Genomic DNA, 21,774 nt, shown 5'->3' on the forward strand with positions numbered 1-21,774 from the left:
CCTCGCCGAGCTACTATTAGCCCCGTCAGCAGCGTAAACACCCACTGTTGCGACGACCGGTTGAATCCGCCGCGAGAATTACGTACCCCAGCCCTCCCCTCGCGACGGTTCGGCGGCTTCAGCAGTCAGGCGATCCGCTCCTGAGCCAGTTGCGGCACGAAGCGGGCTGCAGTCTCGAAATCAGCGTCCTGGTGAAGCACCGTCAACTTCAGACGAATCGCGGTGGCGATCACGAGATGGTCGGCCACCGACACCCCTTGGTGGGCGCTGTGGCTGGCGAGTTCGCCCCGCACGACACGCACGACCCGCCAGGCGTCGTCCGGTACCGGAACCCAGGGGTACAGGTCACGTAGCCCGCGTTCGACCTGTTCGTACGCCTTGACATCCGCGATGGTGAGCACTTCTACGAGCACGGGATCGCAGACCGCGATCATGCCGCGCGCGGCCAGGTCGGACCAGTGCGGGTCGACCTGGCGGCGCAGCATCCGAACCAGGGCACTCGTGTCGACCAGGTACTTCACCTGTCGAGTTCGTCGAGCTGATCGAAGTGGAAACCGCCGGAGTCAGCGATCTCCTGGAGGTCGGTTAGTGCCCGCTGCCGGCGCTCGCGGCTGGACTCCACCGCCTGTCGGAGTGCCTCCGTCACCGTTTCCCGCTTCGTGCTTGTGCCCAGCGCGGCGGTGGCTTCCGCCAGCAGGTCCTCATCAAGATCCAGCAGCGTCTTGGCCATGAGATATACCTCCCAGCGAACAATATATCGCAGTTAAGCGTATATCTCGACGGTGGAGCCTGCCGTCAGCCGACGGCGGCGAGGACCTCGTCGGAGACGTCGAAGTTCGCGTAGACGTTCTGCACGTCGTCGCAGTCCTCCAGCACGTCGATGAGCTTGAAGATGCGTCGGGCGCCTTCCTCGTCCAGCGGCACGTTGACGCTGGGCACCAGGGAGGACTCCGCCGACTCGTAGTCGATGCCGGCGTCCACCAGAGCGGTCCGCACGGCGACCAGGTCAGTGGGCTCGCTGACCACCTCGAAGGCCTCGCCGAGGTCGTTGATCTCCTCGGCACCGGCGTCGAGAACGGCAAGCATGATGTCGTCCTCGGAGTGGTCGCCCTTGGGCACGATCACCACGCCCTTGCGGGAGAACAGGTAGGAGACCGAGCCGGCGTCGGCCAGGGTGCCGCCGTTGCGGGTCAGCGCGGTCCGCACCTCGGTCGCGGCCCGGTTGCGGTTGTCCGTGAGGCACTCCACGAGCAGCGCGACGCCGCTCGGCCCGTACCCCTCGTACATGATCGTCTGCCAGTCGGCGCCGCCGGCTTCCAGGCCGGAGCCGCGCTTGACCGCGCGATCGATGTTGTCATTCGGTACGGAGCTCTTCTTCGCCTTCTGGATGGCGTCGTACAAGGTGGGGTTGCCGGCCGGGTCACCACCACCGGTCCGGGCGGCGACCTCGACGTTCTTGACCAGCTTCGCGAACATCTTGCCGCGTTTGGCGTCGATGACCGCTTTTTTGTGCTTGGTCGTCGCCCACTTGGAGTGGCCGGACATGTGCACCTCCGTCGCTTCCCACCTGCGGGGTCAGCCTGCCGCAGCGGCCATCTCCACGAACAGCCGGTGAAGCCGACGGTCGCCGGTCAACTCTGGGTGGAAGGCCGTGGCGAGCAGATTGCCCTGCCGAACCGCGACAATCCTACCTGTGGCCACACCGGCGGCCACCCGGCCCAGCACCTCGACGTCTTCGCCGACCCGCTCGACCCATGGCGCACGGATGAACACCGCGTGAAACGGCGGGCCATCGACGCCGTCGATGACGACCGGTGCCTCGAACGAGTCCACCTGCCGGCCGAAGGCGTTTCGGCGTACGGACATCGAGATGCCGGCGAACGATTGCTGGTCGGCCCGGCCGTCGAGGATCTCGTCAGCCAACAGGATCATGCCGGCGCAGGAGCCGTACACCGGCATCCTGCCGGCGATCCGCTTGCGGATCGGCTCCATCAGGTCGAACGTGACGGCCAGTTTGCTGATCGTCGTCGACTCGCCGCCGGGCACCACCAGGGCGTCGACCTGCTCCAGTTCCGCCGGGCGGCGCACCGGCGTGGCCGTGGCGCCGCACTCGGTCAGCGCCCGCAGGTGCTCGCGGACGTCGCCCTGCAGCGCCAGGACGCCGACCCGCACCGCGCCTGTGTCACGGACCCGGTGAGCGTCGTCGCCGACCCGTTGAGCGTCGCCGCTCACCAGCCGCGCTCGGCGAGCCGGTGCGGGACCGGGATGTCGTCGACGTTGATGCCGACCATCGCCGCGCCGAGCCCCCGAGAGACCTTCGCGAGCACGTCCGGGTCGTCGTAGAAGGTGGTGGCCTTGACGATCGCCTCCGCCCGCTGGGCGGGATTGCCGGACTTGAAGATGCCGGAGCCGACGAAGACCCCCTCGGCGCCGAGCTGCATCATCATCGCCGCGTCCGCCGGGGTCGCGATGCCGCCGGCGGTGAAGAGCACCACCGGCAGCTTCCCGGTCTGCGCGACCTCCTTGACCAGGTCGTACGGGGCCTGCAGCTCCTTCGCCGCGACGTACAGCTCGTCCGGCGACAAGGAGGTCAGCCGGCGCAGCTCCGCACCGATGCGGCGCATGTGCGTGGTGGCGTTGGAGACGTCGCCGGTGCCCGCCTCACCCTTCGAGCGGATCATCGCGGCGCCTTCGGTGATCCGGCGCAGCGCCTCCCCGAGGTTGGTGGCACCGCAGACGAACGGCACGGTGAACGCCCACTTGTCGATGTGGTTGGCGAAGTCGGCCGGCGTGAGCACCTCGGATTCGTCGACGTAGTCGACGCCGAGGGCCTGCAGCACCTGGGCCTCGACGAAGTGGCCGATCCGGGCCTTGGCCATCACCGGGATCGAGACCGCCTCGATGATGCCGTCGATCATGTCCGGGTCGCTCATCCGCGATACCCCGCCCTGGGCCCGGATGTCGGCCGGCACCCGCTCCAGGGCCATCACGGCGACGGCACCGGCGTCCTCGGCGATCTTCGCCTGCTCGGGCGTGACCACATCCATGATCACCCCGCCCTTGAGCATCTCGGCCATGCCCCGCTTGACCCGGGCGGTGCCGGTGGCGGAGGCGGGGGTGGCCGCAGAAGTGGCCGCAGCGGTGGTCTCGGACACGACGGATCGGCTCCTCGGCGATAGTGCGACAGGGCGACAGGGGGTTCGTCTGCGATGCTACGCCCGCTGGCGGGGTCCACCGACAGCCAATCGGCAACCCGGTGGCCTGCACTATGGCCCAGCTCACCCCGGCTGGCCTACGGGTGCGGCAGCCGCGCCAGGGCCGAACTGCGGGTCACCGTCGGGTCGTCGATGTCGAAGTACCGAGGCTCGTCGTGCCGGCGCCCGAAGCGCATCAGCCGCACCAGCGGACGGCGTCGGGCCAGCAGCGCGTCGCGGACCAGGTCGGTGTGCACCTGCCGGGCCAGCACCAACCGCCGGCTGGCCACCACCACCGCCTCGGTCGTCGAGTCCCGCCCGGTCAGCGCCGTCGCCCGCAACTGCCGGGTGAGATCGTTCTCGGCCGCTTCCCGTTCCTCCGGCGAGACGGCGTCCAACGCGATCCGGGCCGCGGCGTACAGCTCGATGCCGGGCCGCTCCTCGGCGAGCACCGCCGCGGCCGCCGCCCGCCGCAGCAGGTGGGCGTCGAGGGCCCGCGCCGCCGCCGCGACCCGCACGTGCAGCCGGTCGACCCGGGCCGCGGTCCAGGTAAGGTACGCCGACACTAGGACGACCGCGACACTCACACCGACCACCCACCACATTCCCGGCATCGTAGTGCCGTCGGCAGCTGTGCCGTCGGCCCGATCACCGTGGGTCCGCCCACTCCTGGTAGAGCACCCGCCCGTCGGTCGCCTCGATCGCGGCGGCGTACACCTCCAGCACCTGGCGCGCGACCATCGGCCAGTCGTAGTTCGCCACGAGTTGTTCGGCGCGTTCGGCGAACGCCAACCGGCGCGGCTCGTCGTCGAGCAGCCGCTCGACCGCCGTACGAAGGGCGACCGGATCGCCGGTCGCGAACAGCTCCCCCGCCTGTCCGTCGTCGAGTACCCGGCGGAACGCGTCCAGGTCGCTGGCGACCACGGCCGTGCCGGCGGCCATCGCCTCGGTGAGGATCATCCCGAACGACTCGCCGCCGATGTTCGGTGCCACGTAGAGGTCCACACTGCGCAGCATCCGCGCTTTGTCCTGCTCCGACACCTGTCCGAGGAAAGTGACCCGCTCCCGCAGTTCATCGGGTATGCCGGCGTAGAGCTCTTCCGGGTGCCCAGGGCCGGCGACCAGCAGTCGCAGCTCGGGCCGGTCCGGCGCCAGGGCGACGAACGCCTGACGGAGCAGCCCGAAACCCTTACGGGGCTCGGTGAACCGGCCGAGGAAGCCCAGTGCGCCACCGGACCCCGGCCAGCCCGGCAGCGGCGGCGCGCCGGCGAACTTCGCCACCGCCACCCCGTTCGGGATCTCCACCGCTCCCCCGTCGAGGTGCTCGACCTGCACCCGGCGGGCCAATGCCGAGACCGCGATCCGCGCGGTGATCTTCTCCAGGACGAGTTGCAGCGCCCCCTGCGCGGCGGCGAGCGCCCGGGATCTCATCATCGCGGTGTGGAACGTCGCCACCACCGGGCCTTTGGCGCAGAGCACCGCCAGCAGGCTGACGCTGAGCGCGAACGGCTCGTGCACGTGCAGCACGTCGAAGTCGCCGCGGTTGAGCCAGCGGCGCACCCGGGTGGTGACGACCGGTCCGAAGCTGACCCGGGCCACCGACCCGTTGTAGGGGACCGGCACCGACCGGCCGGCGGCCACCACGTACGGGGGGAGCACCGATTCCTCGTCGGCCGGCGCCAGCACGCTCACCTCGTGGTCGAGGGCGATCAGTGCCTCGGCGAGATCGATGACGTGGTTCTGCACCCCTCCGGGAACATCGAGGGAGTACGGGCACACGATGCCGATCCGCACAGTGTCTACCCGCCGCTCAGCCCGGCCCGGTGGTGCCGGACCGGCCCCGCTCGGTGGTGGCCTGGTTTGTGGTGGGCTGATCTGTCGCGGGCCGGTCGTCGAGCCAGAGCCGCTGCATCATGTGCCAGTGTTGCGGATATCGGGCAATGCCGGCCGCCAGCCGGTCGGCAATCTCCTGGGTGAGCAGCCGCACCCGCCCGTCCAACGAGCCTGCCGCCGGATCGGGTAGTGGCACCGGCCCGTCCAGCGCACCGTGGGCCCGGTCCGGCTCGAACCACATCGTGGTGACGTACAGCGGGGCACCGGTACGCAGCGCGAGCAGGGCCGGGCCGGGCGGCATCCGGGTCCGGCCGCCGAAGAAAGTCACCTCGACGCCACGGGCCGACAGGTCCCGGTCGGCGAGCAGCGGCACCACATGTCCCTTGCCGATCCGGTCGACCAGCACGTCGAACGGGGGCCGGTCGCCGCCGGTCGCCGGAATGATCTCCATCCCGAGGCGTTCCCGGGCGGCGACGAACTGCTCGTACACCCCTTCGGGCCGCAACCGCTCCGCAACCGTGGTCAACGGCCAGCCCTGCGCGGCCACCCAGGCACCGGCCGCATCCCAGTTGCCGGCGTGCGGCAACGCCACCACCGAGCCTTGACCGGCCGCGACGTTCGCGCCAAGCATCTCCCCACCGGCCAGGTGGAAGCTGGCAAGCCGCTGCTCGTGACTCAACGACGGCAGTCGGAACATCTCCATCCAGTAGCGGGCGTACGAGCGCACCGCGTCCCGCAGCAGCAGGTCGAACTCGGCCGCCGGCATGTCCGGGCCGACCACCCGACGCAGGTTGCCGGCGAGTCGGCGGACCGCCGCCGCCTCACGCCGGTGCGCCCGGTCGGCGCCGGCCCGGAACAGCGCCGCGGCCACCGGGCGCGGCAGGGCCCGGACCAGTCGCCAGGCGGCGGCGTAGCCGAACTCGACCGGCGTCACGCGTCCACGCCCTGCGCCAGCTCGACGCTCTGCCGGTGGACGTGAGCGACCCGCTGCCAGATGGTCACCACGGACAGCACCGCCAGCAGCCACAACGCGGCCGGCAGGCCCCAACTGACCCCGACGCCGCTGAGCAGGCCGCCGGTCCCGACCAGGATCAGCCGCTCGGTCCGTTCGGCGATCCCGACGTTGCAGGTCATGCCGAGGCCCTCGGCCCGTGCCTTCACGTACGAGACGATGCCGCCGGCGACCAGGCAGATCAGCGCCGCCACCGCGCCGGGCCGGTCGCCGCTGACCGCCAGCCAGTACGCCACCGCGCCGAAGATCGCGCCGTCGGCGATCCGGTCCATGCTCGAGTCGAGGAACGCCCCGAAGGTGCTGGTGCCGCCGCGCAGCCGGGCCATCGTGCCGTCCAGCATGTCGGTCAACGCCGAGACGGTGACGATCACCAGGCCGGTGAGCAGGTACCCCCGGGCACCGAAACCGATCGCGCCGATGAGCACACCGACGGTGCCGGCGACCGTGACCGCGTTCGGTGAGATCCCGACGCCGAGCAGTCTGCGGGCTACCGGCTCGATCACCCGGGTGATGCCCGCGCGGGCGGACACTCTGAAGATCTTCGCCATGGCGGTCCCACGATAACGGTCGGTGGAAACGGTCGGCTCGGTGGCCGTGGACATGACCCGGTGGCGGTCACCTCGCGCGCCGCGCTTGTGTACGGGGCGTCGCGGGTGTGGGATCGACACGTGAACGTGAACGAGCTCACCCGGGCAGGATTCACGTTACCGAGCGGGTTCCAGCCACCTGAAGATGTCGCCGCGGAATCACCCCGCGATCATCCCCCAGTGGTCCCGAGGGCCGTCCCCGGCCGATCGGGCCGCGACGTCCGCCCCACGCACGCAGGTAGCCAGGAGGAGCGCAGTCATGGCGCAGAAGAACCACGACCGGGGGTCCACCGGGACCATGCCGCTGGTGACCGAATCTGATCAGATCCGCAACGTCGTCGTCGTCGGGCACTCCGGAGCCGGCAAGACCACGTTGATCGAGGCGCTGCTGGCCGCGACCGGCACGGTCAGCCGGGCCGGGACGGTCCCGGACGGCACGACGGTCTGTGACCACGATCCGGCCGCCGTACGCCAGCAGCGGTCGGTGGCGCTGACCTGCGCGCCGCTGTTCCATCACGATTTCAAGGTCAATCTGCTGGACACCCCGGGCTACCCGGATTTCATCGGCGAGCTGCGGGCGGGTCTGCGGGCAGCGGACGCCGCGCTGTTCGTGGTCTGCGCCGCTGACGGGATGGACACGGCCACCGCCGCGCTGTGGGAGGAGTGCGCGGCGGTCGGCATGCCCCGTGCGGTGGCGATCACCCGGCTGGACCATCCGCGCGCGGACGTCGACGAGGCGATCGCGCTGTGCCAGCGGGTGTTCGGCGACGACCTGCTGCCGCTGCACCTGCCGATGCTGGCCGACGACGGGGTGCAGACCGCCGGGCTGCTGGACCTGCTCGCCCGGCAGGTGCTGGACTACTCGGCCGGCTACCCGCCGCAGGTGCGTCAGCCGGACCCGGAGCACCTGCCGGCGATCACCGAGGCGCGCGACGAGTTGATCGAGGGCATCATCGCCGAAAGCGAGGACGAGACCCTGCTCGACCGGTACCTCGCCGGCGAGCAGCTCGACCCGAAGATGCTCGTCGACGATCTGGAGGCGGCGATTGCCCGGGGGCATTTCCACCCGGTGCTGCCGGTCTGCGCGCACACCGGCGTCGGGCTCGACGCGTTGCTGTGGCTGCTGACCGCCGCGTTCCCGGCACCCGTCGAACACACCCTGCCGGCGGTGACCGGACTCGACGGCACGCCGCGGCCACCGTTGGCCTGCGACCCGGCGGGTCCGCTGGTCGCCGAGGTGGTCCGGACCACCGTCGACCGGCACCTCGGACGGGTGTCGTTGGTCCGGGTCTTCTCCGGCACGTTGCGTACCGATCGGCGGGTGCACGTCGCCGGGCACGGTCTCAGTGAGCGTGGGCATCCCGACCACGACGCCGACGAGCGGGTGGGGCACGTCTACAGCCCGCTCGGCGCGCAGCTACGGGAGGTCGGGTGCTGCGTGGCCGGCGACATCTGCGCGATGACGAAATCGGGCAACGCCGAGACCGGTGACACCATCTCGGCCGCCGAGGAGCCGCTGCTGGTCGAGCCGTGGGAGATGCCGGAGCCGCTGCTGCCGGTGGCGGTGGTGGCCCGCACCCGCGCGGACGAGGACGCGATGGCCCGTAACCTGGGCCGGCTGGTCGCCGGGGATCCGAGCCTGCGGCTGGTCCGCGACGCCGAGACGCAGCAGTTGGTGCTGTGGTGCACGGGTGAGGCGCACGCCGACGTGGTGCTGGACCGGTTGCGCGCCGGCGGGGTCGAGGTGGACACCGAGCCGGTCCGGGTGCCGCTGCGGGAGACGTTCACCGCGTCGGCGCGGGGGCACGGCCGGCAGGTGAAACAGTCCGGTGGCCATGGCCAGTACGCGGTCTGCGACATCGAGGTGACCCCGCTGCCGGAGGGCAGCGGCTTCGAGTTCGTCGACCGGGTGGTCGGCGGTGCCGTCCCGCACAACTACATTCCGTCGGTGGAGAAGGGGATCCGGGCCCAGTTGACCAAGGGCGTCATCAGTGGGCACCCGGTGGTGGATCTGCGGGTGACCCTGGTCGACGGCAAGGCGCACCCGGTCGATTCGTCGGACGCGGCGTTCCAGGCGGCCGGCGCGCTGGCGTTGCGGGACGCGGCGGCGAAGGGCCGGCCGGCGCTGCTGGAGCCGGTCGACGAGATCGTGGTACGGGTGCCGGGCAGCTTCGTCGGTGCGGTGCTCAGCGACATCGCCGGCCGACGGGGCCGGGTGTTGGGTACCGCCGCGGCCGACGACGCCGATGACCGTACGGTGATCCGGGCCGAGGTGCCGGCGACCGGGTTGCTACGGTACGCGGTCGAGCTCAGATCGCTGACCAGTGGTGCCGGCACCTTCAGCCGGGTGTTCGCCCGCTACGAGCCGGTGCCCGCCACCTGACGACGCCCTTTCTACCGACGATCTTGCACTTATCGAGAGCTTTTGCCTGATTTGTCCATCGATAAGTGCAAGATCGTCGTGATCATGGGGGGGTCAGGGGGTTGCTGGCCAGGCGGCGGCGAACAGGTCCCGGGTGTCGGCGAGCAACTGCGGCAGCACCTTCGTCCGGCCGATCACCGGCATGAAGTTGGCGTCCCCACCCCACCGGGGCACCACATGCTGATGCAGGTGGGCGGCGATCCCCGCACCGGCGACCGAGCCCTGGTTCATCCCGATGTTGAACCCGTGCGCGTTGCTGACCGTGCGGATCATCCGCATCGCGATCTGGGTGAAGGCGGCAAGCTCGGCGGTCTCGCCCGCACCCAGCTCCGGGTAGTCGGCGACGTGCCGGTACGGGCAGACCATCAGATGACCCGGGTTGTACGGATAGAGGTTGAGCACCGCGAACACCCACTCGCCCCGGGCCACCACCAGGCTCTGCTCCGCCGGCCGCTGCGGTGCCTGGCAGAACGGGCAGCCACCCGGCGACTCGTAGCCGCCGTCGGGTCGGTCCGCGCCGGAGATGTAGGCCATCCGGTGCGGGGTCCAGAGCCGCTCCAGGCCGTCCGGCTCCGGCCCGCCCGTCACCCCACCGCCAGTCACCCCACAATCCTACGGGCCTGCCGTGGCCAGGTTCAGTCGCCAGCCGTCGGATTGGCGTTGGTCCGCGACCGCACCACGTCGACGACGTGCGCCACCGCCTCGGCCACCGGCACCCCGTTGCGCTGCGAACCGTCGCGGTAGCGGAAGGAAACCGTGTCGCCAGCCACGTCGGCGTCGCCGGCGATCGCCATGAACGGCACCTTCTGCTGCTGGGCGGTGCGGATCTTCTTCTGCATCCGGTCGTCGGAGAAGTCGACCTCGGCGCGGATGCCCTCGGCGCGCAGCATCGCCACGAACTCGGCGAGATAGTCGCCGTGCTCGCCGCGGATCGGGATACCCACCACCTGCACCGGCGCCAGCCAGGCGGGGAACGCCCCGGCGTAGTGCTCGGTGAGGATGCCGAAGAACCGCTCGATCGAGCCGAAGAGCGCCCGGTGGATCATCATCGGCTGCTGCCGGGTGCCGTCGGCGGCCTGGTACTCCAGCCCGAACCGGCGTGGCTGGTTGAAGTCGAGCTGGATGGTGGACATCTGCCAGGTGCGGCCGATCGCGTCGCGGGCCTGCACCGAGATCTTCGGGCCGTAGAACGCCGCGCCGCCCGGGTCGGGCACCAGCTCCAAGCCCGAATCGACCGCCGCCTGCCGCAGGGTCTCGGTGGCTTCTTCCCACTCGGCCGGGTCACCGATGAACTTGTCCGAGTCGTCGCGGGTGGACAGCTCCAGGTAGAAGTCTTCCAGCCCGTAGTCGCGCAGCAGGTCGAGCACGAAGGCGAGCAGCGAACGCAGCTCGCCCGGCATCTGTTCCTTGGTGCAGTAGATGTGCGAGTCGTCCATGGTCAGCCCACGAACCCGGGTCAGCCCGTGCACCACGCCGGACTTCTCGTAGCGGTAGACGGTGCCGAACTCGAACAACCGCAGCGGCAGCTCCCGGTAGGACCGCCCGCGCGACCTGAAGATCAGGTTGTGCATCGGGCAGTTCATCGCCTTGAGGTAGTACTGAGCGCCTTCCATCTCGGCCGGCGGGAACATGGTGTCGGAGTAGTACGGCAGGTGGCCCGAGGTTTCGAACAGCTGAGACTTGCTGATGTGCGGGGTGTAGACGAACTCGTACCCGGACTGCTCGTGCCGCTGCCGGGAGTAGCCCTCCAACTCGCGACGGATGATGCCGCCCTTGGGGTGGAACACCGCCAGCCCGGAGCCGATCTCGTCGGGGAAGCTGAACAGGTCGAGGTCCGCACCGAGCTTGCGGTGGTCGCGACGGGCGGCCTCGTCGAGCAGCTTCAGGTACGCCTTGAGGGCATCGCGGGTCGGCCAGGCGGTGCCGTAGATCCGCTGCAGCTGCGGGTTGCGCTCCGAGCCCCGCCAGTACGCCGCCGCGCTGCGCATCAGCTTGAACGCGCCGATCAGCCGGGTGGACGGCAGGTGCGGGCCACGGCACAGGTCGGACCAGCAGACCTTGCCCGAGCTGGGGTCGAGGTTGTCGTAGCTGGTCAGTTCGCCGCCACCGACCTCCATGACCTCGGCGGCGTCGAAGTCGGCAGCGCCCTTGACGTCCACCAGCTCCAGTTTGTACGGCTCGTCGGCGAGCTCGGCGCGGGCGGCGTCGAGGTCCGGGAAGCGGCGCCGACGGAACCGCTGACCGGACTTGATGATCTCCTGCATCCGCTTTTCCAGCTTGTCGAGGTCATCGGGCTGGAACGGCTTGGCGACGTCGAAGTCGTAGTAGAAACCGTTGGAGATCGGCGGGCCGATGCCGAGCCGGGCGTCGGGAAAGAGGTCCTGCACCGCCTGGGCGAGCACGTGCGCGGTGGAGTGGCGCAGCACGTCGAGCCCGTCCGGCGAGTCGATGGCGACCGGTTCGACGGCTGCGTCGGCGTCCGGCACCCAGTCGAGGTCGCGCAGGGTCCCGTCGGTGTCGCGTACCACGACGATGGCCTTCGGCCCGTGGACCGGCAGCCCGGCAGCCGCGATCGCGTCCGCGGCCGTGGTCCCGGCCGGGACCACGACGGGTTCGGCTGGGGTGGTGGCTACGCTTGCGGACACGACGGACTCCTTCAGAGTTGCGGATCGCGGTACGGCAGACAGCCGGCACCGATGGTATAGGTCCCGACGGGAACGCCTGACGGCGACGTTGCCCCGGCGTTAGATTGACGCCGTGGCTCCCACCGACATGGTCGGCGCCCTGCGGCGCCGATACGACTCATTTTTCGCCAGCCGGCGGCCGGTGCCGTTCGCGGTGATCGACACCACCGGCGGGGAACACCGTTTCGGGCCCGGCGCGCCGGAGTTCACCATCGCGGTACGGGATCCGCGTGGCGCTCGGGCGCTGGCCGGTCTCGACCAGTTCGCGGTCGTGGTCGCGTACCTGCAGGGCTGGCTCGACGTCGACGGTGACCTGGCGGCCGCGCTGCGGATCCGGGAGTTCTTCACCGACCGGCACCCGGTGGCCCGGTACTCCGGGCTGTTCGCCGGTCTGCTGCGCGGGCGGCGGGAGGGCGACCGGCGGGCCATCTCCCACCACTACGACGCCGAGTCGGAATTCTTCCTGACCTTCCTCGACACCCGGCACCGCTGCTACACCGAAGGGGTGTTCCTCGCCGACGACGAACCGCTCGAAGACGCGATGACCCGCAAGATGGACATGGCGTTGGAGGCGATCGAGGTCAAGCCCGGCGACCGGGTGCTGGAGGTCGGCGGCGGCTGGGGGGCGTTCGCCGAGCACGCTGCGCGGCGCGGCGTCGAGGTGACCACCACCACCTTGTCCCGCGAGTCGGAGCAGTACCTGACCGGGCTGTTCGAACGGGAAGGGCTCGACGTGCGGGTGGTCCGCCAGCACATCTTCGGTTTCCGCGACGAACGCCGCTACGACGCCATCGTGAACATGGGGGTCACCGAGCACCTGCCGGACTACCGGCGCACCCTGCGCACGTACGCCGAGTTGCTCAAGCCGGGTGGGCACGTCTACCTCGACGCCCTGGCGATGCGCCGTAAGCACGTGGCGTCGGCGTTCATGAAGCGCTACATCTACCCGGGCCGGTCGGCACCACTGCTGCTGCACCAGTACCTGCGGCAGGTGGCCCGCTCGCCGTTCGAGTTGTGCAGCATCGCCGACGACCGGCACAACTACTACCTGACCTGCCGCGAGTGGGCGCGTCGGCTGGACTCGGCCCGCGACGACATCACCCAGCGCTGGGGCGAGGCGATGTACCGGCAGTTCCGGATCTTCCTGTGGGGTTCGGCGGCCGGCTTCGACACCGGGCTGGTGCAGGCGTACCGCTGGGTGTTGCGGCTGCCCTGAACGGCGGGCCTGAACGGGCCGGCCCGTTGGCGGGTCAGCCCGGTCGAGGTATCCAGGCCGGAAGCGGCTCTCGGGCGGCCAGCCAGTCGTCCGGCACCCCGCCGGGCCCCCCGCAGCCGACGTAGCCGGCGACGACCCCACCGGTGATCGCGGCGATGGTGTCCACGTCGCCGCCGGCCGCGACGCACGCGACGATCGCGGCCGGATAGTCGTCCAGGTGCCGGGCGGCCACCCAGATGGCGAACGGCACCGTGTCCGCCGCCGCACAGGTCGACCCGTTGCCGAGCTCCTCGGCCGCGATGGCGACCGGGCGTCCGATGAGCCGCCGCGCCTGGCGCAGTCCGCGGTGTACGGCGCTGCCGGCATCGACGGCGGCGCAGGTGGCGTCGACCACCTCGCCCGGGGTCGGCCGGCGGCCGCCGACGCGGGCGCGGACGGCGAACGCGGCGGCGGTGGCGACCGCGACCGCGCCGGCGATGCCATCGGGATGTGCGTGGGTCACCTCGGCGCTGGCCGCAGCCGCACCGGCGGCCCGGGTGAGCGAGTCGGCGTAGTAGGCGCCCAGTGGCGCGACCCGCATCGCCGCGCCGTTGCCCCAGGATCCCTGGCCGTCGAACGCGGTCGACGCGGCGACCGGCCACGGCGTACCGTCTCGGACCAGCCGCAACAGGTCGGCCGCGCCCCGGCCGTAGCCGCGGGCCGGGTCGTGCCGGGCGGCGAACCCGGCAGCCAGCCGGTCGCGGTCGATCCGGCCGGCGGCGGCGCCGGTGCCGAGCAGATCGACCAGGACGCAGGCCATCTCGGTATCGTCGGTCCAGGTCCAGGGCGGCGCGGGGAGCTGGCCGGCGGCGAGCGCGGCTGCGGGATGCCGGCCGCGCACGCACCGCTCGCCCAGCGCGTCGCCGACCGACAGCCCGGCCAGGCTGTCGCGGGCGAAGCCCAGACGGACGTCGTCGTAGAGCGTGAACGTCATTACCGTGCGATCATGCCGGTGGCGTCGGCTGACCGCAATGACCCCGACTTGCCAGGGGCAGTACGGTCGTGTGGTGGCTACGGTGCTGTTGGTCGAGGACGACCACGTCGTGCGCGGCGCCATGTTGCGTTCGCTGGCCGATCGTGGGCACGCGGTGCACGCGGTCGGCACCGCGCTGGACGCACTGCGCCGGGTCGCGGCGGAAACCCCTGACCTGGTCGTGCTCGACCTGGGCCTGCCGGATCTCGATGGCGCGGACGCGCTGCGGATGCTCCGGGGCATTACCGACGTACCGATCATCATCGCCACCGCGCGCGACGACGAGCAGGCGATCGTTCGGCTGCTGCGTGCCGGAGCCGACGACTACATGGTCAAGCCGTTCACCGGCGCGCACCTGGACGCCCGGATAACCACGGTGTTGCGCCGGGCGGGCCGGGCCAGCCGCTCGGTGACGCCGGCCGTGCACGAGGTGGGCGGGCTACGGGTCGACGTCGGCGAGCGCAGCGCGACGCTGGACGGCGAGGCGCTGGCGCTGACCCGGAAGGAATTCGACCTGCTGGCCTACCTGGCAGCCCGACCTGGGCGGGTAGTCTCCCGCCGAGAGCTGTTGGAGGAGGTATGGCGGCAGCCGTCGGTCGGCGAGGACCAGACCATCGACGTTCATCTTTATTGGCTTCGCCGCAAAATGGGCGAATCCGCAGCGAAGCCGCGCTACCTGCGCACCGTGCGGGGGGTCGGCTTCCGGTTGGTGGTACCCGACTGAGGTTGGCGCTGGCCTACCTCGGGGCCGGCATGACGTCGATCATCGCGCTGGTCTTCCTGATCCCGCTGGGTCTGCAATTGCAGCAGGAGACCCGTGAGCAGGCACTGGCCGACGCCGCCCGGCGGGCCGCAGTGGTCAGCGGCGCGCTGGCGATCAGCAACGACCCCGAGACGGTACGGGCGGCGATCGCCAGCCTCGGCGACAGCGCGCAGCGCCAGCCCGTGGTACACGGGCTCGAACTTGGCGGTACCGCCCGCGCCGACACCCAGGACGTCGCCGAAACCGCCGCCGGGACCGAGCCGGTGGTGGTCGCGGCCGACGGTGGAGTGCTGCGGCTGGAGCCGGTCACCGTCGGCGACGCCGCGACCGTCATCGAGGTGTTCGTCTCCGACGCCGAGCTCAACCAGGGTGCGGCCGGCACCTGGCTGCTGCTGGTGGCGATCGCCGCCGGCCTGGTGGTCTGCTCGGTCATCGTGGTGGACCGGATCGCCGCCCGCGCCGTCGCCTCGGCCCAAGGTCTGGTCAAGGCGGCGATGGCGGTCGGCGACGGCGATCTCGGGGTACGGATCCAGCCGAGCGGACCACGCGAACTGGCCGAGGCCGGATACGCCTTCAACCGGATGGCGGACCGGCTGGTCGCGTCGCGCACCGACGAGCGGGAACTCGTCGCCGACCTGTCCCACCGGCTACGCACCCCGCTGACCGTGCTGCGGCTGGACGCCGACGCCCTCGACTCCGACGACACCAGCGTCGGTTCGTTCAGCGAGGCCGAGCTGGACCGTAGGCGTACCATCCGCCGGATCCGTCAGGCGATCGTCACCCTCGAGGGCGAGGTCGACGTCCTGATCAACACCACCCGCAAGACGGTGAGCGTGGAGGCCGGGCCGGGCAGCTGCGACGTCGCCGAGGTGGTCCGCGACCGGATGGTCTTCTGGTCGGCGCTGGCCGGTGACCAGAACCGACCGTACGACGTGATCGGCGCTCAGCTGCGGACTCCGGTGCCGGTGCCCCGAGCGGAGCTCGCCGCGGCCCTCGACGCGGTACTGGGCAACGTGTTCCGCTACACCCCGCAGGGCACCGCGTTCGAGGTCGCCGTCTCCCGTCGGGACGGCTACGTCGCGATCCGGGTCGACGACGCCGGCCCGGGTATCGCCAACCCGGACCGGGCGCTGCGGCGCGGCGCCAGCGACCAGGGCTCGACCGGACTCGGCCTGGACATCGCCCGCCGGGTGGCGATGCAGGCCAACGGCTCGGTGAGCCTGGACCGGGCGCGGCTCGGTGGCGCCAGCGTGGTGATGCTGCTCGCCGACGCCGAGGCCGCGCCGCCGCGTCAGGTCAGCAGGTTCGGGCTGGTCGGGCGGCTGGCCCGGGAGCGGGACCGCGATCGCGACCGGGGCCAGGGCCGGGGTCGAGGCGTCTTGACCCCGGACTGAGCCAGGCCGACACACCGTGAGCCCGGCGGCCACACCGTCAGGTAACGCTGCGGTCTTGGCTGGCGCAAGTCTTCCTTAGGTCTGGATTAACGTCGTTCCGCACGCCGACCCCTTGGTGACAGCATCTGCTCACGAACCCATCGGCGTCCCTGGACCGTCGCCCGCAGTACCGTCCCGATTTCCCGGTCCAGGGTCGCCTGCGCGCGGCGGGGCCCGGTCCCCCAACATCGTCGTCCCGCCGCGCGCCCACCTTGGACAGAGGCAGGTTGACGTGCCACCGCCGCTTCGGAATTCCCCGACCGGGACCCGGCGGGACGGGCAGAAGGACAGCACCGGCCCGTCTGATCCGTCCGGCCCGCCACCCGGCCCTGATCCGTCCGGCCCGCCGGCGGACGATCCAACGGCCACCGCCGAGGACGAACCCGCGCTGATCACCTCCCGGCAGCTGCTGCGCTGGGTCGCGGTGGTCAGCGCACTTGTCGTCGCGGTGCTCGCCTGCTGGCAGGACCCGAGCTACGCCGGGACGTACGCCAGCTAGCCGCGACTCCCAGTCAGCTGCTCGCCGACCGGTGAGCGTCGATCTCGGCGAGCAGCCGTGCCTGATCGGCGACCGGCAGAAACGACGCGGTGACCGCGTTGCGGGCCAGACCGGCCAGCTGCTGCACTCCGCCACCCAGCAACGCGGCGGCGACCGCGTACTCCTCGTTGAGGGTGGTGCCGAACATCGGCGGGTCGTCCGAGTTGATGGTGACCAGGAGGCCGGCCGCCACCATCTCGGCGAGCGGGTGCTCGGCCAGCGTGGCGACCGCGCCAGTGCGTACGTTCGACGTGGGGCAGACCTCCAGTGGAATCTGCCGCTGCGCCAGGAACTCGACCAGCTGCGGGTCGCGCACACAGGAGATGCCATGGCCGATGCGTTCGGCGTGCAGCTCACGCAGGGCGTCCCAGATGGTCTGCGGCCCGGTGGTCTCACCGGCGTGTGGCACCGAGTGCAGCCCGGCGGCTCGGGCCTTGTCGAAGTACGGCTTGAACTGTGGCCGGGGGACGCCGATCTCCGGACCGCCGAGACCGAAGCTGATCAGCCCGTCCGGTGCCTCGGTCAGGCTGATCCGTAGGGTCTCCTCCGCCGCCGCCAACCCGGCCTCACCAGGGATGTCGAAACACCACCGCAGCTCGATGCCGAAGTCGGCGCGGGCCCGTAGCCGGGCGTCCTCGATCGCCGCACAGAACGCCGGCGCCGGGATCCCCCGGCGTACGTGTGAGTACGGCGTGACCGTCAACTCGGCGTACCTGACCTGCTGGGCGGCCAACTCCCGGGCCACCTCGTGGGTGAGGATCCAGACGTCCTCCTCGTCGCGGATCAGATCCACCACACTCAGATAGATCTCGATGAAGTGGGCGAAGTCGCGGAACACGAAGTAGTCGGCGAGCGCCGCCGGATCGGCCGGCACCGGCGAGCTGCCCCGGTGCCGGTCGGCAAGCTCCGCGACGATTCGCGGCGATGCCGACCCGACGTGGTGGACGTGCAGCTCGACCTTCGGCAGGCCGGCGATGAACGCCAAGAGCTCAGGCGTTGCTGCTGGAAGTTGGCTCATCGTGCGCTCGTCCTCTCCCCGGGACCGGCGCCACTGCGGTGATCTACGGCGCTCGACCGGCTTCGCCGAGCGTACCGTTCGCATTGTCGTCTAGGCTCTGCTGGTGGACAAGGGTGCGTTTCCGCGGCTCGGCCGCACGGTAGGTGTGATCGGTCTGGGTGCCTGGCAGCTCGGCGCGGACTGGGGGACGGTCAGCGAGGACGACGCGCTGGCCACGCTCGCCGCGGCGGTCGAGGCCGGCACCACGTTCCTGGACACCGCAGACGTGTACGGCGACGGGCGCAGTGAGCGGATCATCGGCCGGTTTCTCCGGGAGTCGGCGGCGGGCGGCGATCTCTTCGTCGCTACGAAGATGGGTCGCCGGGTGCCGCAGGAGCCGTCCGCGTACGTGCTGGACAACTTTCGTGCCTGGACCGACCGGTCCCGGGCCAATCTCGGCGTCGACACTCTCGACCTCGTCCAGCTGCACTGCCCGCCGACCGAGGTGCTGCACACCGACGCCGTCTACGACGCGCTGGACACCCTCGTGGCGGAGAAGCGGATCGCCGCGTACGGGGTGAGTGTGGAGACGGTCGCCGAGGCGCTCGCCGCGATCGCCCGACCGGGCGTGGCCAGCGTGCAGATCATCCTCAACGCGTTGCGGCTCAAGCCGCTCGAACAGGTGTTGCCGGCAGCCGCGGCGGCCGGCGTCGGCATCATCGCCCGGGTGCCGCTGGCCAGTGGGCTGCTGTCCGGTCGCTACGACGAGCAGACCAGTTTCGCCGCCGACGACCACCGCAACTACAACCGCGAGGGTGCCGCGTTCGACGTCGGGGAGACGTTCTCCGGTGTCGACTTCACCACCGGGCTGGCCGCGGTGCGTCGCCTGGCACCGCTCGTGCCGGCACCGGCGACCATGGCACAGTTCGCGTTGCGGTGGATTCTCGACCAGCCGGGTGTGACGGTCGCGATCCCTGGTGCCCGTAACCCGCAGCAGGCCCGGGACAACGCCGCCGCCGGCGCGCTGGGGCCCATCGACGAACCGACCCGGCGGTCGGTGGTGGCGATTTACGACGAACTGATCCGGCCGCAGGTGCACCACCGCTGGTGAGTCTCGGCCGGCTCACAGACCCCCGTAGCCCGCCGCAGAAGCGCAGCCGAAGAGCCCAAGAAGCCCCGTATCCGGCCGGATACGGGGCTCTTGTCACGACCGTTGCGGGTCGATTCGGGCCCAAGCGCCGGCACAGACCGGCGGCTGGGGTCAGATGGGGCGGACCTGCTCGGCCTGCGGGCCCTTCTGGCCCTGGGCGATCTCGAACTCGACCCGCTGGTTCTCTTCCAGCGACCGGTAGCCGCTGGACTGGATGGCCGAGAAGTGGACGAACACGTCAGCACCCCCGCCGTCGACGGTGATGAAGCCGAAGCCCTTGTCTGCGTTGAACCACTTCACGGTTCCCTGCGCCATGTGTATCTCCTTCTGAAACTGGCGGCCAAGCACGCCGTGCGGCCGGTTGGCCGTTTTCGAGCAGCGGCGCCTGAGGTGGCCTCCGGTGAAGGAGGTCTTCTCAACCCACGCTGTCTCGCAACAGCGTGGAAAGCAAACCACGTACGCAAAAACTTCGCACAGCCTACCTGACGAACGTCTCCTACATGTGACCTGAGACGCCGTTCACGCGGTCGTGGCGGACCGAAATAGTCCCCGGTCACGCCACCCGCTTACCGCTGTTGAGCTGGTCAAGTTGATCATACGATTGCCATCGAGGCAGTCATGACGGCCAGTGGCCGGTGAGCCGCCGTACCCCGGTCGCACCACCCCGGTCCACCGCGGCGCGAACGGCCGAGAAGATCGCGCCCTGCAGGGCCGCGGCGGCCAGGATCTCCCCCCAGCCACGCTCCTCGTCGATCGCGCTGGGCACCTCGTCGTGACCGGCCGCGATCTTCCACACCTGATGGAAGATCGCCCCGGCCAACGCGCCGGCCGCCATCCCCAGCACGAGTCCCACCGGACGGTAGGCCAACTTGTTGATCGACTTGCTCACCGGCGCCTCCCCTTGGTCATCAGCCACACCACGACGGCGGTCAACGTGACGCCGGTCAGCACGATCACCGGTACCGCGCCGCGCAAGTCGGTTCGCCGCGCGTCGGCCACCGCCCGCCCCGCCTGGTCGCGCAGTCGCTGGCCGGTACGGGCGGCGCCCAGCCGTACCCGGCTCTTCACGTCGGTCTTCGCCGCCAGCGCCTGCACGGTCTGTCCCAGCTCGGCTCTGGTCTGCCGGATCTCGGCCCGTAGCAGGTCCAGGTCGCCGGTGCCGTTGCCGTTCCTACCGTTGTTGGCCGTCACGGCTGCCGCCCCCGCTTCATCGCCGCGCTGACCACCGTCACGTCGGCACGCACGCTGTCCGCTGCCGCGGTCGGCACCGGTGGCGCGGCCTGGCGCACCTGCCGCCGGCCGGCCAAGGCCAGCCCGCCGGCCACCATGAACAGCGCCAACGCCACGACCAGCGCCGCCACCCACGGCGGCCACGCCAGGCCGAGCAGCAGCACCACGGCGGCGATCAACGTACCCAGGCCGTAGAGCGCGATGACGCCGCCGCCACCGAACAGGCCGATGCCGAAGCCGGCGTGTTTCCCCTTCTCCGTCAATTCCGCACGTGCCAGCGCGAGTTCATCGCGCACCAGCCGTGACAACTGCTCGCCGGCCTGCTGAACGAGTTCCGCGGTGGACTGCTCGGCGGGCGGCCGGTGCAAGACGTCGGCCATGGTGCCTCCTTTCCCGCTGTTCGCCGCTATATGCCCGGCCCGGCACCTGATCAATCCTGTTGGCGGCGATCCTGGCCAGCTGTTTCGTCCCGACCGACGAAGACCGACGCCCTGGCCTCGCCTTCAGCCCCGCCGCCGAACAGCCGGGCGTCGTCGGGTGGGTCGCCGTCGAGTTCCCGGGCGTCGTCGGGAGCCCGGTCGGCATCCGCTGCCCGGACGTCGCCGGCCGGCCGGCGACGCAGATCGAGCCAGTCCAGCAGCTCCCGACCGTCGCCGACCTCCGCGCGCCACCTGGGCAAGGCGGTCGGCCGCTGGTCGCGTACCCAGCGGACCAGATGTTCACGGACCAGACACCGCAGATCCCACAAACTCGGCGAATCGGCCGCGCTGACCAGCGCCCGCAGTCGCACCGTGCCACCGGTGGCCTCGGTCACCTGCAACACGCACACCCGCCCGTCCCAGAGGTCGGTGCTCTCCACCAGGCGGCGCAACTCCTCGCGCATCGCCTGCACCGGCACCGACCAGTCGAGGTCGAACTCGGCGGTGCCGAGCACCGCGGCGCGGGTACGGGTCCAGTTCTGGAACGGCTTGGTGGTGAAGTAGGAAGTCGGCAGGATGAGCCGACGGTCGTCCCAGATGTGCAGCACCACGTAGCTCAGCGTCAGCTCCTCGATCCGGCCCCATTCACCCTCGACCACGACGACGTCGTCGATGCGCACCGCGTCGCTGAAGGCCAACTGCAGGCCGGCGATCACGTTGCCGAGCACGCTCTGCGCCGCCAGCGCGGCGACCACACCGATCACACCAGCAGAGGCGAGCAGGCTCGCGCCGATGCCGCGTACCGCCGGAAACGTCATCAGCATCACCCCGACGGTGAGCAGCACGATCACCGCGATGGTCACCCGGCGCAGCATCACCACCTGGGTGTGCAGCCGGCGCGCGTGGCGGTTGTCCGGTACGTCGACCCGGAACCGCGCCAGCGTAGTGTCCTCCATCGCCAGCAGCACCGCGCCGACCAGCCAGGCGCCGGACGCGATGGTCGCCAGGACCAGCAGATGCAGCGTCGTCCGGCGCCACGGCTCGCCCACCGCGTACCCGGTGGAGAAGCGCACCGCGAACTGGATCGCGGCGACCGTCGCGGCGACCAGCATCGGTCGATGCGCGTGGGTGGCGAGTTCGGCGAGCAGGACCGACCGCCGGCCGAGTCGGCGCACGATCCGGTGGTTGATCACCACCAGGGTGTTCGCGAACAGCGCAGCGGCAACGGTCACCAACGCCGTCGTCACAACCGGGTGCACGAATTGTTCTCCCTTCACGGGTTGC

The 21,774-nt window shown here is 70.7% G+C and carries 24 protein-coding genes; 6 read left to right on the plus strand and 18 right to left on the minus strand.

Features of this window, described 5'->3' with window-relative positions:
* Window positions 1-125: 125 nt before the first annotated feature.
* From ACFHVL_RS21035 to pgsA, 9 genes are all read right to left on the minus strand, one after another.
* On the minus strand, window positions 126-521 hold the full coding sequence (locus tag ACFHVL_RS21035) for a PIN domain-containing protein (RefSeq protein ID WP_416630035.1): 396 nt from the start codon (window positions 519-521) through the stop codon (window positions 126-128).
* Window positions 518-730 carry a type II toxin-antitoxin system VapB family antitoxin gene (locus ACFHVL_RS21040; protein WP_416630036.1) on the minus strand — a complete coding sequence of 71 codons (213 nt, stop codon included), beginning with the start codon at window positions 728-730 and terminating at the stop codon, window positions 518-520. Before ACFHVL_RS21040 ends, ACFHVL_RS21035 begins: the two co-directional genes overlap by 4 nt.
* Before the next feature lie 65 nt (window positions 731-795).
* On the minus strand, window positions 796-1,545 hold the full coding sequence (locus ACFHVL_RS21045; RefSeq protein ID WP_416630037.1) for a YebC/PmpR family DNA-binding transcriptional regulator: 750 nt from the start codon (window positions 1,543-1,545) through the stop codon (window positions 796-798).
* A 30-nt stretch (window positions 1,546-1,575) separates the two neighbouring features.
* Entirely contained in the window at window positions 1,576-2,172 is a 597-nt protein-coding gene (gene pdxT, locus ACFHVL_RS21050; RefSeq protein WP_416630122.1) for a pyridoxal 5'-phosphate synthase glutaminase subunit PdxT, read from the minus strand.
* 56 nt (window positions 2,173-2,228) lie between these two features.
* Window positions 2,229-3,155, minus strand: coding sequence for a pyridoxal 5'-phosphate synthase lyase subunit PdxS (gene pdxS, locus ACFHVL_RS21055; RefSeq protein WP_416630039.1), 927 nt, complete (start codon window positions 3,153-3,155; stop codon window positions 2,229-2,231).
* Between the two features lie 137 nt (window positions 3,156-3,292).
* Window positions 3,293-3,808 carry a hypothetical protein gene (locus ACFHVL_RS21060; RefSeq protein WP_416630040.1) on the minus strand — a complete coding sequence of 172 codons (516 nt, stop codon included), beginning with the start codon at window positions 3,806-3,808 and terminating at the stop codon, window positions 3,293-3,295.
* Window positions 3,809-3,842: 34 nt separating this feature from the next.
* Window positions 3,843-4,988 (minus strand): glycosyltransferase family 4 protein, encoded by a 1,146-nt coding sequence (locus tag ACFHVL_RS21065; RefSeq protein ID WP_416630041.1) that lies wholly within the window; start codon window positions 4,986-4,988, stop codon window positions 3,843-3,845.
* A gap of 16 nt (window positions 4,989-5,004) precedes the next feature.
* Window positions 5,005-5,961 carry a phosphatidylinositol mannoside acyltransferase gene (locus ACFHVL_RS21070; protein WP_416630043.1) on the minus strand — a complete coding sequence of 319 codons (957 nt, stop codon included), beginning with the start codon at window positions 5,959-5,961 and terminating at the stop codon, window positions 5,005-5,007.
* Complete coding sequence (pgsA, locus tag ACFHVL_RS21075) at window positions 5,958-6,587, minus strand: phosphatidylinositol phosphate synthase (protein WP_416630045.1); 630 nt, start codon at window positions 6,585-6,587, stop codon at window positions 5,958-5,960. The genes ACFHVL_RS21070 and pgsA overlap by 4 nt, the downstream gene beginning before the upstream one ends.
* 298 nt (window positions 6,588-6,885) lie before the next feature.
* On the opposite strand from pgsA, the gene ACFHVL_RS21080 reads away from it, so the two are divergent.
* Window positions 6,886-9,009: an elongation factor G-like protein EF-G2 gene (locus tag ACFHVL_RS21080; protein WP_416630046.1), complete on the plus strand. Its 2,124-nt coding sequence runs from the start codon at window positions 6,886-6,888 to the stop codon at window positions 9,007-9,009.
* Between the two features lie 93 nt (window positions 9,010-9,102).
* Here the strand turns inward: ACFHVL_RS21080 and ACFHVL_RS21085 are convergent, their stop codons facing one another.
* Both ACFHVL_RS21085 and thrS read right to left on the minus strand, forming a co-directional pair.
* Complete coding sequence (locus tag ACFHVL_RS21085; RefSeq protein ID WP_416630124.1) at window positions 9,103-9,582, minus strand: HIT family protein; 480 nt, start codon at window positions 9,580-9,582, stop codon at window positions 9,103-9,105.
* Between the two features lie 101 nt (window positions 9,583-9,683).
* Window positions 9,684-11,693 carry a threonine--tRNA ligase gene (gene thrS / locus ACFHVL_RS21090; protein WP_416630047.1) on the minus strand — a complete coding sequence of 670 codons (2,010 nt, stop codon included), beginning with the start codon at window positions 11,691-11,693 and terminating at the stop codon, window positions 9,684-9,686.
* Between the two features lie 112 nt (window positions 11,694-11,805).
* Between thrS and ACFHVL_RS21095 the strand changes: the two genes are divergently transcribed.
* The gene (locus tag ACFHVL_RS21095) at window positions 11,806-12,948 is read left to right on the plus strand and encodes a class I SAM-dependent methyltransferase (RefSeq protein ID WP_416630048.1); all 1,143 of its coding nucleotides are present in this window, start codon (window positions 11,806-11,808) and stop codon (window positions 12,946-12,948) included.
* A gap of 34 nt (window positions 12,949-12,982) precedes the next feature.
* Here the strand turns inward: ACFHVL_RS21095 and ACFHVL_RS21100 are convergent, their stop codons facing one another.
* Window positions 12,983-13,921, minus strand: a complete 939-nt coding sequence (locus ACFHVL_RS21100; protein ID WP_416630049.1) for an ADP-ribosylglycohydrolase family protein — start codon at window positions 13,919-13,921, stop codon at window positions 12,983-12,985.
* 73 nt (window positions 13,922-13,994) lie between these two features.
* Between ACFHVL_RS21100 and ACFHVL_RS21105 the strand changes: the two genes are divergently transcribed.
* From ACFHVL_RS21105 to ACFHVL_RS21115, 3 genes are all read left to right on the plus strand, one after another.
* Window positions 13,995-14,684: a response regulator transcription factor gene (locus ACFHVL_RS21105; RefSeq protein ID WP_416630050.1), complete on the plus strand. Its 690-nt coding sequence runs from the start codon at window positions 13,995-13,997 to the stop codon at window positions 14,682-14,684.
* A gap of 29 nt (window positions 14,685-14,713) precedes the next feature.
* On the plus strand, window positions 14,714-16,117 hold the full coding sequence (locus tag ACFHVL_RS21110) for an ATP-binding protein (protein WP_416630125.1): 1,404 nt from the start codon (window positions 14,714-14,716) through the stop codon (window positions 16,115-16,117).
* Between the two features lie 271 nt (window positions 16,118-16,388).
* The gene (locus tag ACFHVL_RS21115; RefSeq protein ID WP_416630051.1) at window positions 16,389-16,655 is read left to right on the plus strand and encodes a hypothetical protein; all 267 of its coding nucleotides are present in this window, start codon (window positions 16,389-16,391) and stop codon (window positions 16,653-16,655) included.
* Window positions 16,656-16,668: 13 nt separating this feature from the next.
* Here ACFHVL_RS21115 and ACFHVL_RS21120 read toward each other — a convergent pair whose 3' ends face one another.
* Window positions 16,669-17,712 carry an adenosine deaminase gene (locus ACFHVL_RS21120; protein WP_416630053.1) on the minus strand — a complete coding sequence of 348 codons (1,044 nt, stop codon included), beginning with the start codon at window positions 17,710-17,712 and terminating at the stop codon, window positions 16,669-16,671.
* 103 nt (window positions 17,713-17,815) lie between these two features.
* On the opposite strand from ACFHVL_RS21120, the gene ACFHVL_RS21125 reads away from it, so the two are divergent.
* The gene (locus tag ACFHVL_RS21125; RefSeq protein ID WP_416630055.1) at window positions 17,816-18,802 is read left to right on the plus strand and encodes an aldo/keto reductase; all 987 of its coding nucleotides are present in this window, start codon (window positions 17,816-17,818) and stop codon (window positions 18,800-18,802) included.
* A gap of 150 nt (window positions 18,803-18,952) precedes the next feature.
* Here ACFHVL_RS21125 and ACFHVL_RS21130 read toward each other — a convergent pair whose 3' ends face one another.
* The 5 genes from ACFHVL_RS21130 to ACFHVL_RS21150 all read right to left on the minus strand — a co-directional run bounded on the left by ACFHVL_RS21130 (window position 18,953) and on the right by ACFHVL_RS21150 (window position 21,749).
* The gene (locus tag ACFHVL_RS21130; RefSeq protein WP_088962828.1) at window positions 18,953-19,156 is read right to left on the minus strand and encodes a cold-shock protein; all 204 of its coding nucleotides are present in this window, start codon (window positions 19,154-19,156) and stop codon (window positions 18,953-18,955) included.
* A gap of 301 nt (window positions 19,157-19,457) precedes the next feature.
* Complete coding sequence (locus tag ACFHVL_RS21135; protein WP_416630056.1) at window positions 19,458-19,730, minus strand: DUF4235 domain-containing protein; 273 nt, start codon at window positions 19,728-19,730, stop codon at window positions 19,458-19,460.
* Complete coding sequence (locus tag ACFHVL_RS21140) at window positions 19,727-20,032, minus strand: DUF3618 domain-containing protein (protein ID WP_326554159.1); 306 nt, start codon at window positions 20,030-20,032, stop codon at window positions 19,727-19,729. Before ACFHVL_RS21140 ends, ACFHVL_RS21135 begins: the two co-directional genes overlap by 4 nt.
* Window positions 20,029-20,451, minus strand: a complete 423-nt coding sequence (locus ACFHVL_RS21145) for a phage holin family protein (protein WP_416630057.1) — start codon at window positions 20,449-20,451, stop codon at window positions 20,029-20,031. Before ACFHVL_RS21145 ends, ACFHVL_RS21140 begins: the two co-directional genes overlap by 4 nt.
* A gap of 50 nt (window positions 20,452-20,501) precedes the next feature.
* The gene (locus ACFHVL_RS21150; protein ID WP_416630059.1) at window positions 20,502-21,749 is read right to left on the minus strand and encodes a mechanosensitive ion channel family protein; all 1,248 of its coding nucleotides are present in this window, start codon (window positions 21,747-21,749) and stop codon (window positions 20,502-20,504) included.
* Between the last annotated feature and the right edge of the window lie 25 nt (window positions 21,750-21,774).

Source organism: Micromonospora sp. LOL_023 (assembly GCF_048060115.1).
Lineage (GTDB): Bacteria > Actinomycetota > Actinomycetes > Mycobacteriales > Micromonosporaceae > Micromonospora_E.

Coding starts and splice junctions, on each gene's coding strand:
- ACFHVL_RS21040 (WP_416630036.1), bottom strand. CDS start 730: ATGGCCAAGACGCTGCTGGATCTTGATGAGGACCTGCTGGCGGAAGCC.
- ACFHVL_RS21045 (WP_416630037.1), bottom strand. CDS start 1,545: ATGTCCGGCCACTCCAAGTGGGCGACGACCAAGCACAAAAAAGCGGTC.
- ACFHVL_RS21060 (WP_416630040.1), bottom strand. CDS start 3,808: ATGCCGGGAATGTGGTGGGTGGTCGGTGTGAGTGTCGCGGTCGTCCTA.
- pgsA (WP_416630045.1), bottom strand. CDS start 6,587: ATGGCGAAGATCTTCAGAGTGTCCGCCCGCGCGGGCATCACCCGGGTG.
- ACFHVL_RS21080 (WP_416630046.1), top strand. CDS start 6,886: ATGGCGCAGAAGAACCACGACCGGGGGTCCACCGGGACCATGCCGCTG.
- ACFHVL_RS21085 (WP_416630124.1), bottom strand. CDS start 9,582: ATGGCCTACATCTCCGGCGCGGACCGACCCGACGGCGGCTACGAGTCG.
- ACFHVL_RS21100 (WP_416630049.1), bottom strand. CDS start 13,921: ATGACGTTCACGCTCTACGACGACGTCCGTCTGGGCTTCGCCCGCGAC.
- ACFHVL_RS21110 (WP_416630125.1), top strand. CDS start 14,714: ATGACGTCGATCATCGCGCTGGTCTTCCTGATCCCGCTGGGTCTGCAA.
- ACFHVL_RS21120 (WP_416630053.1), bottom strand. CDS start 17,712: ATGAGCCAACTTCCAGCAGCAACGCCTGAGCTCTTGGCGTTCATCGCC.
- ACFHVL_RS21130 (WP_088962828.1), bottom strand. CDS start 19,156: ATGGCGCAGGGAACCGTGAAGTGGTTCAACGCAGACAAGGGCTTCGGC.
- ACFHVL_RS21145 (WP_416630057.1), bottom strand. CDS start 20,451: ATGGCCGACGTCTTGCACCGGCCGCCCGCCGAGCAGTCCACCGCGGAA.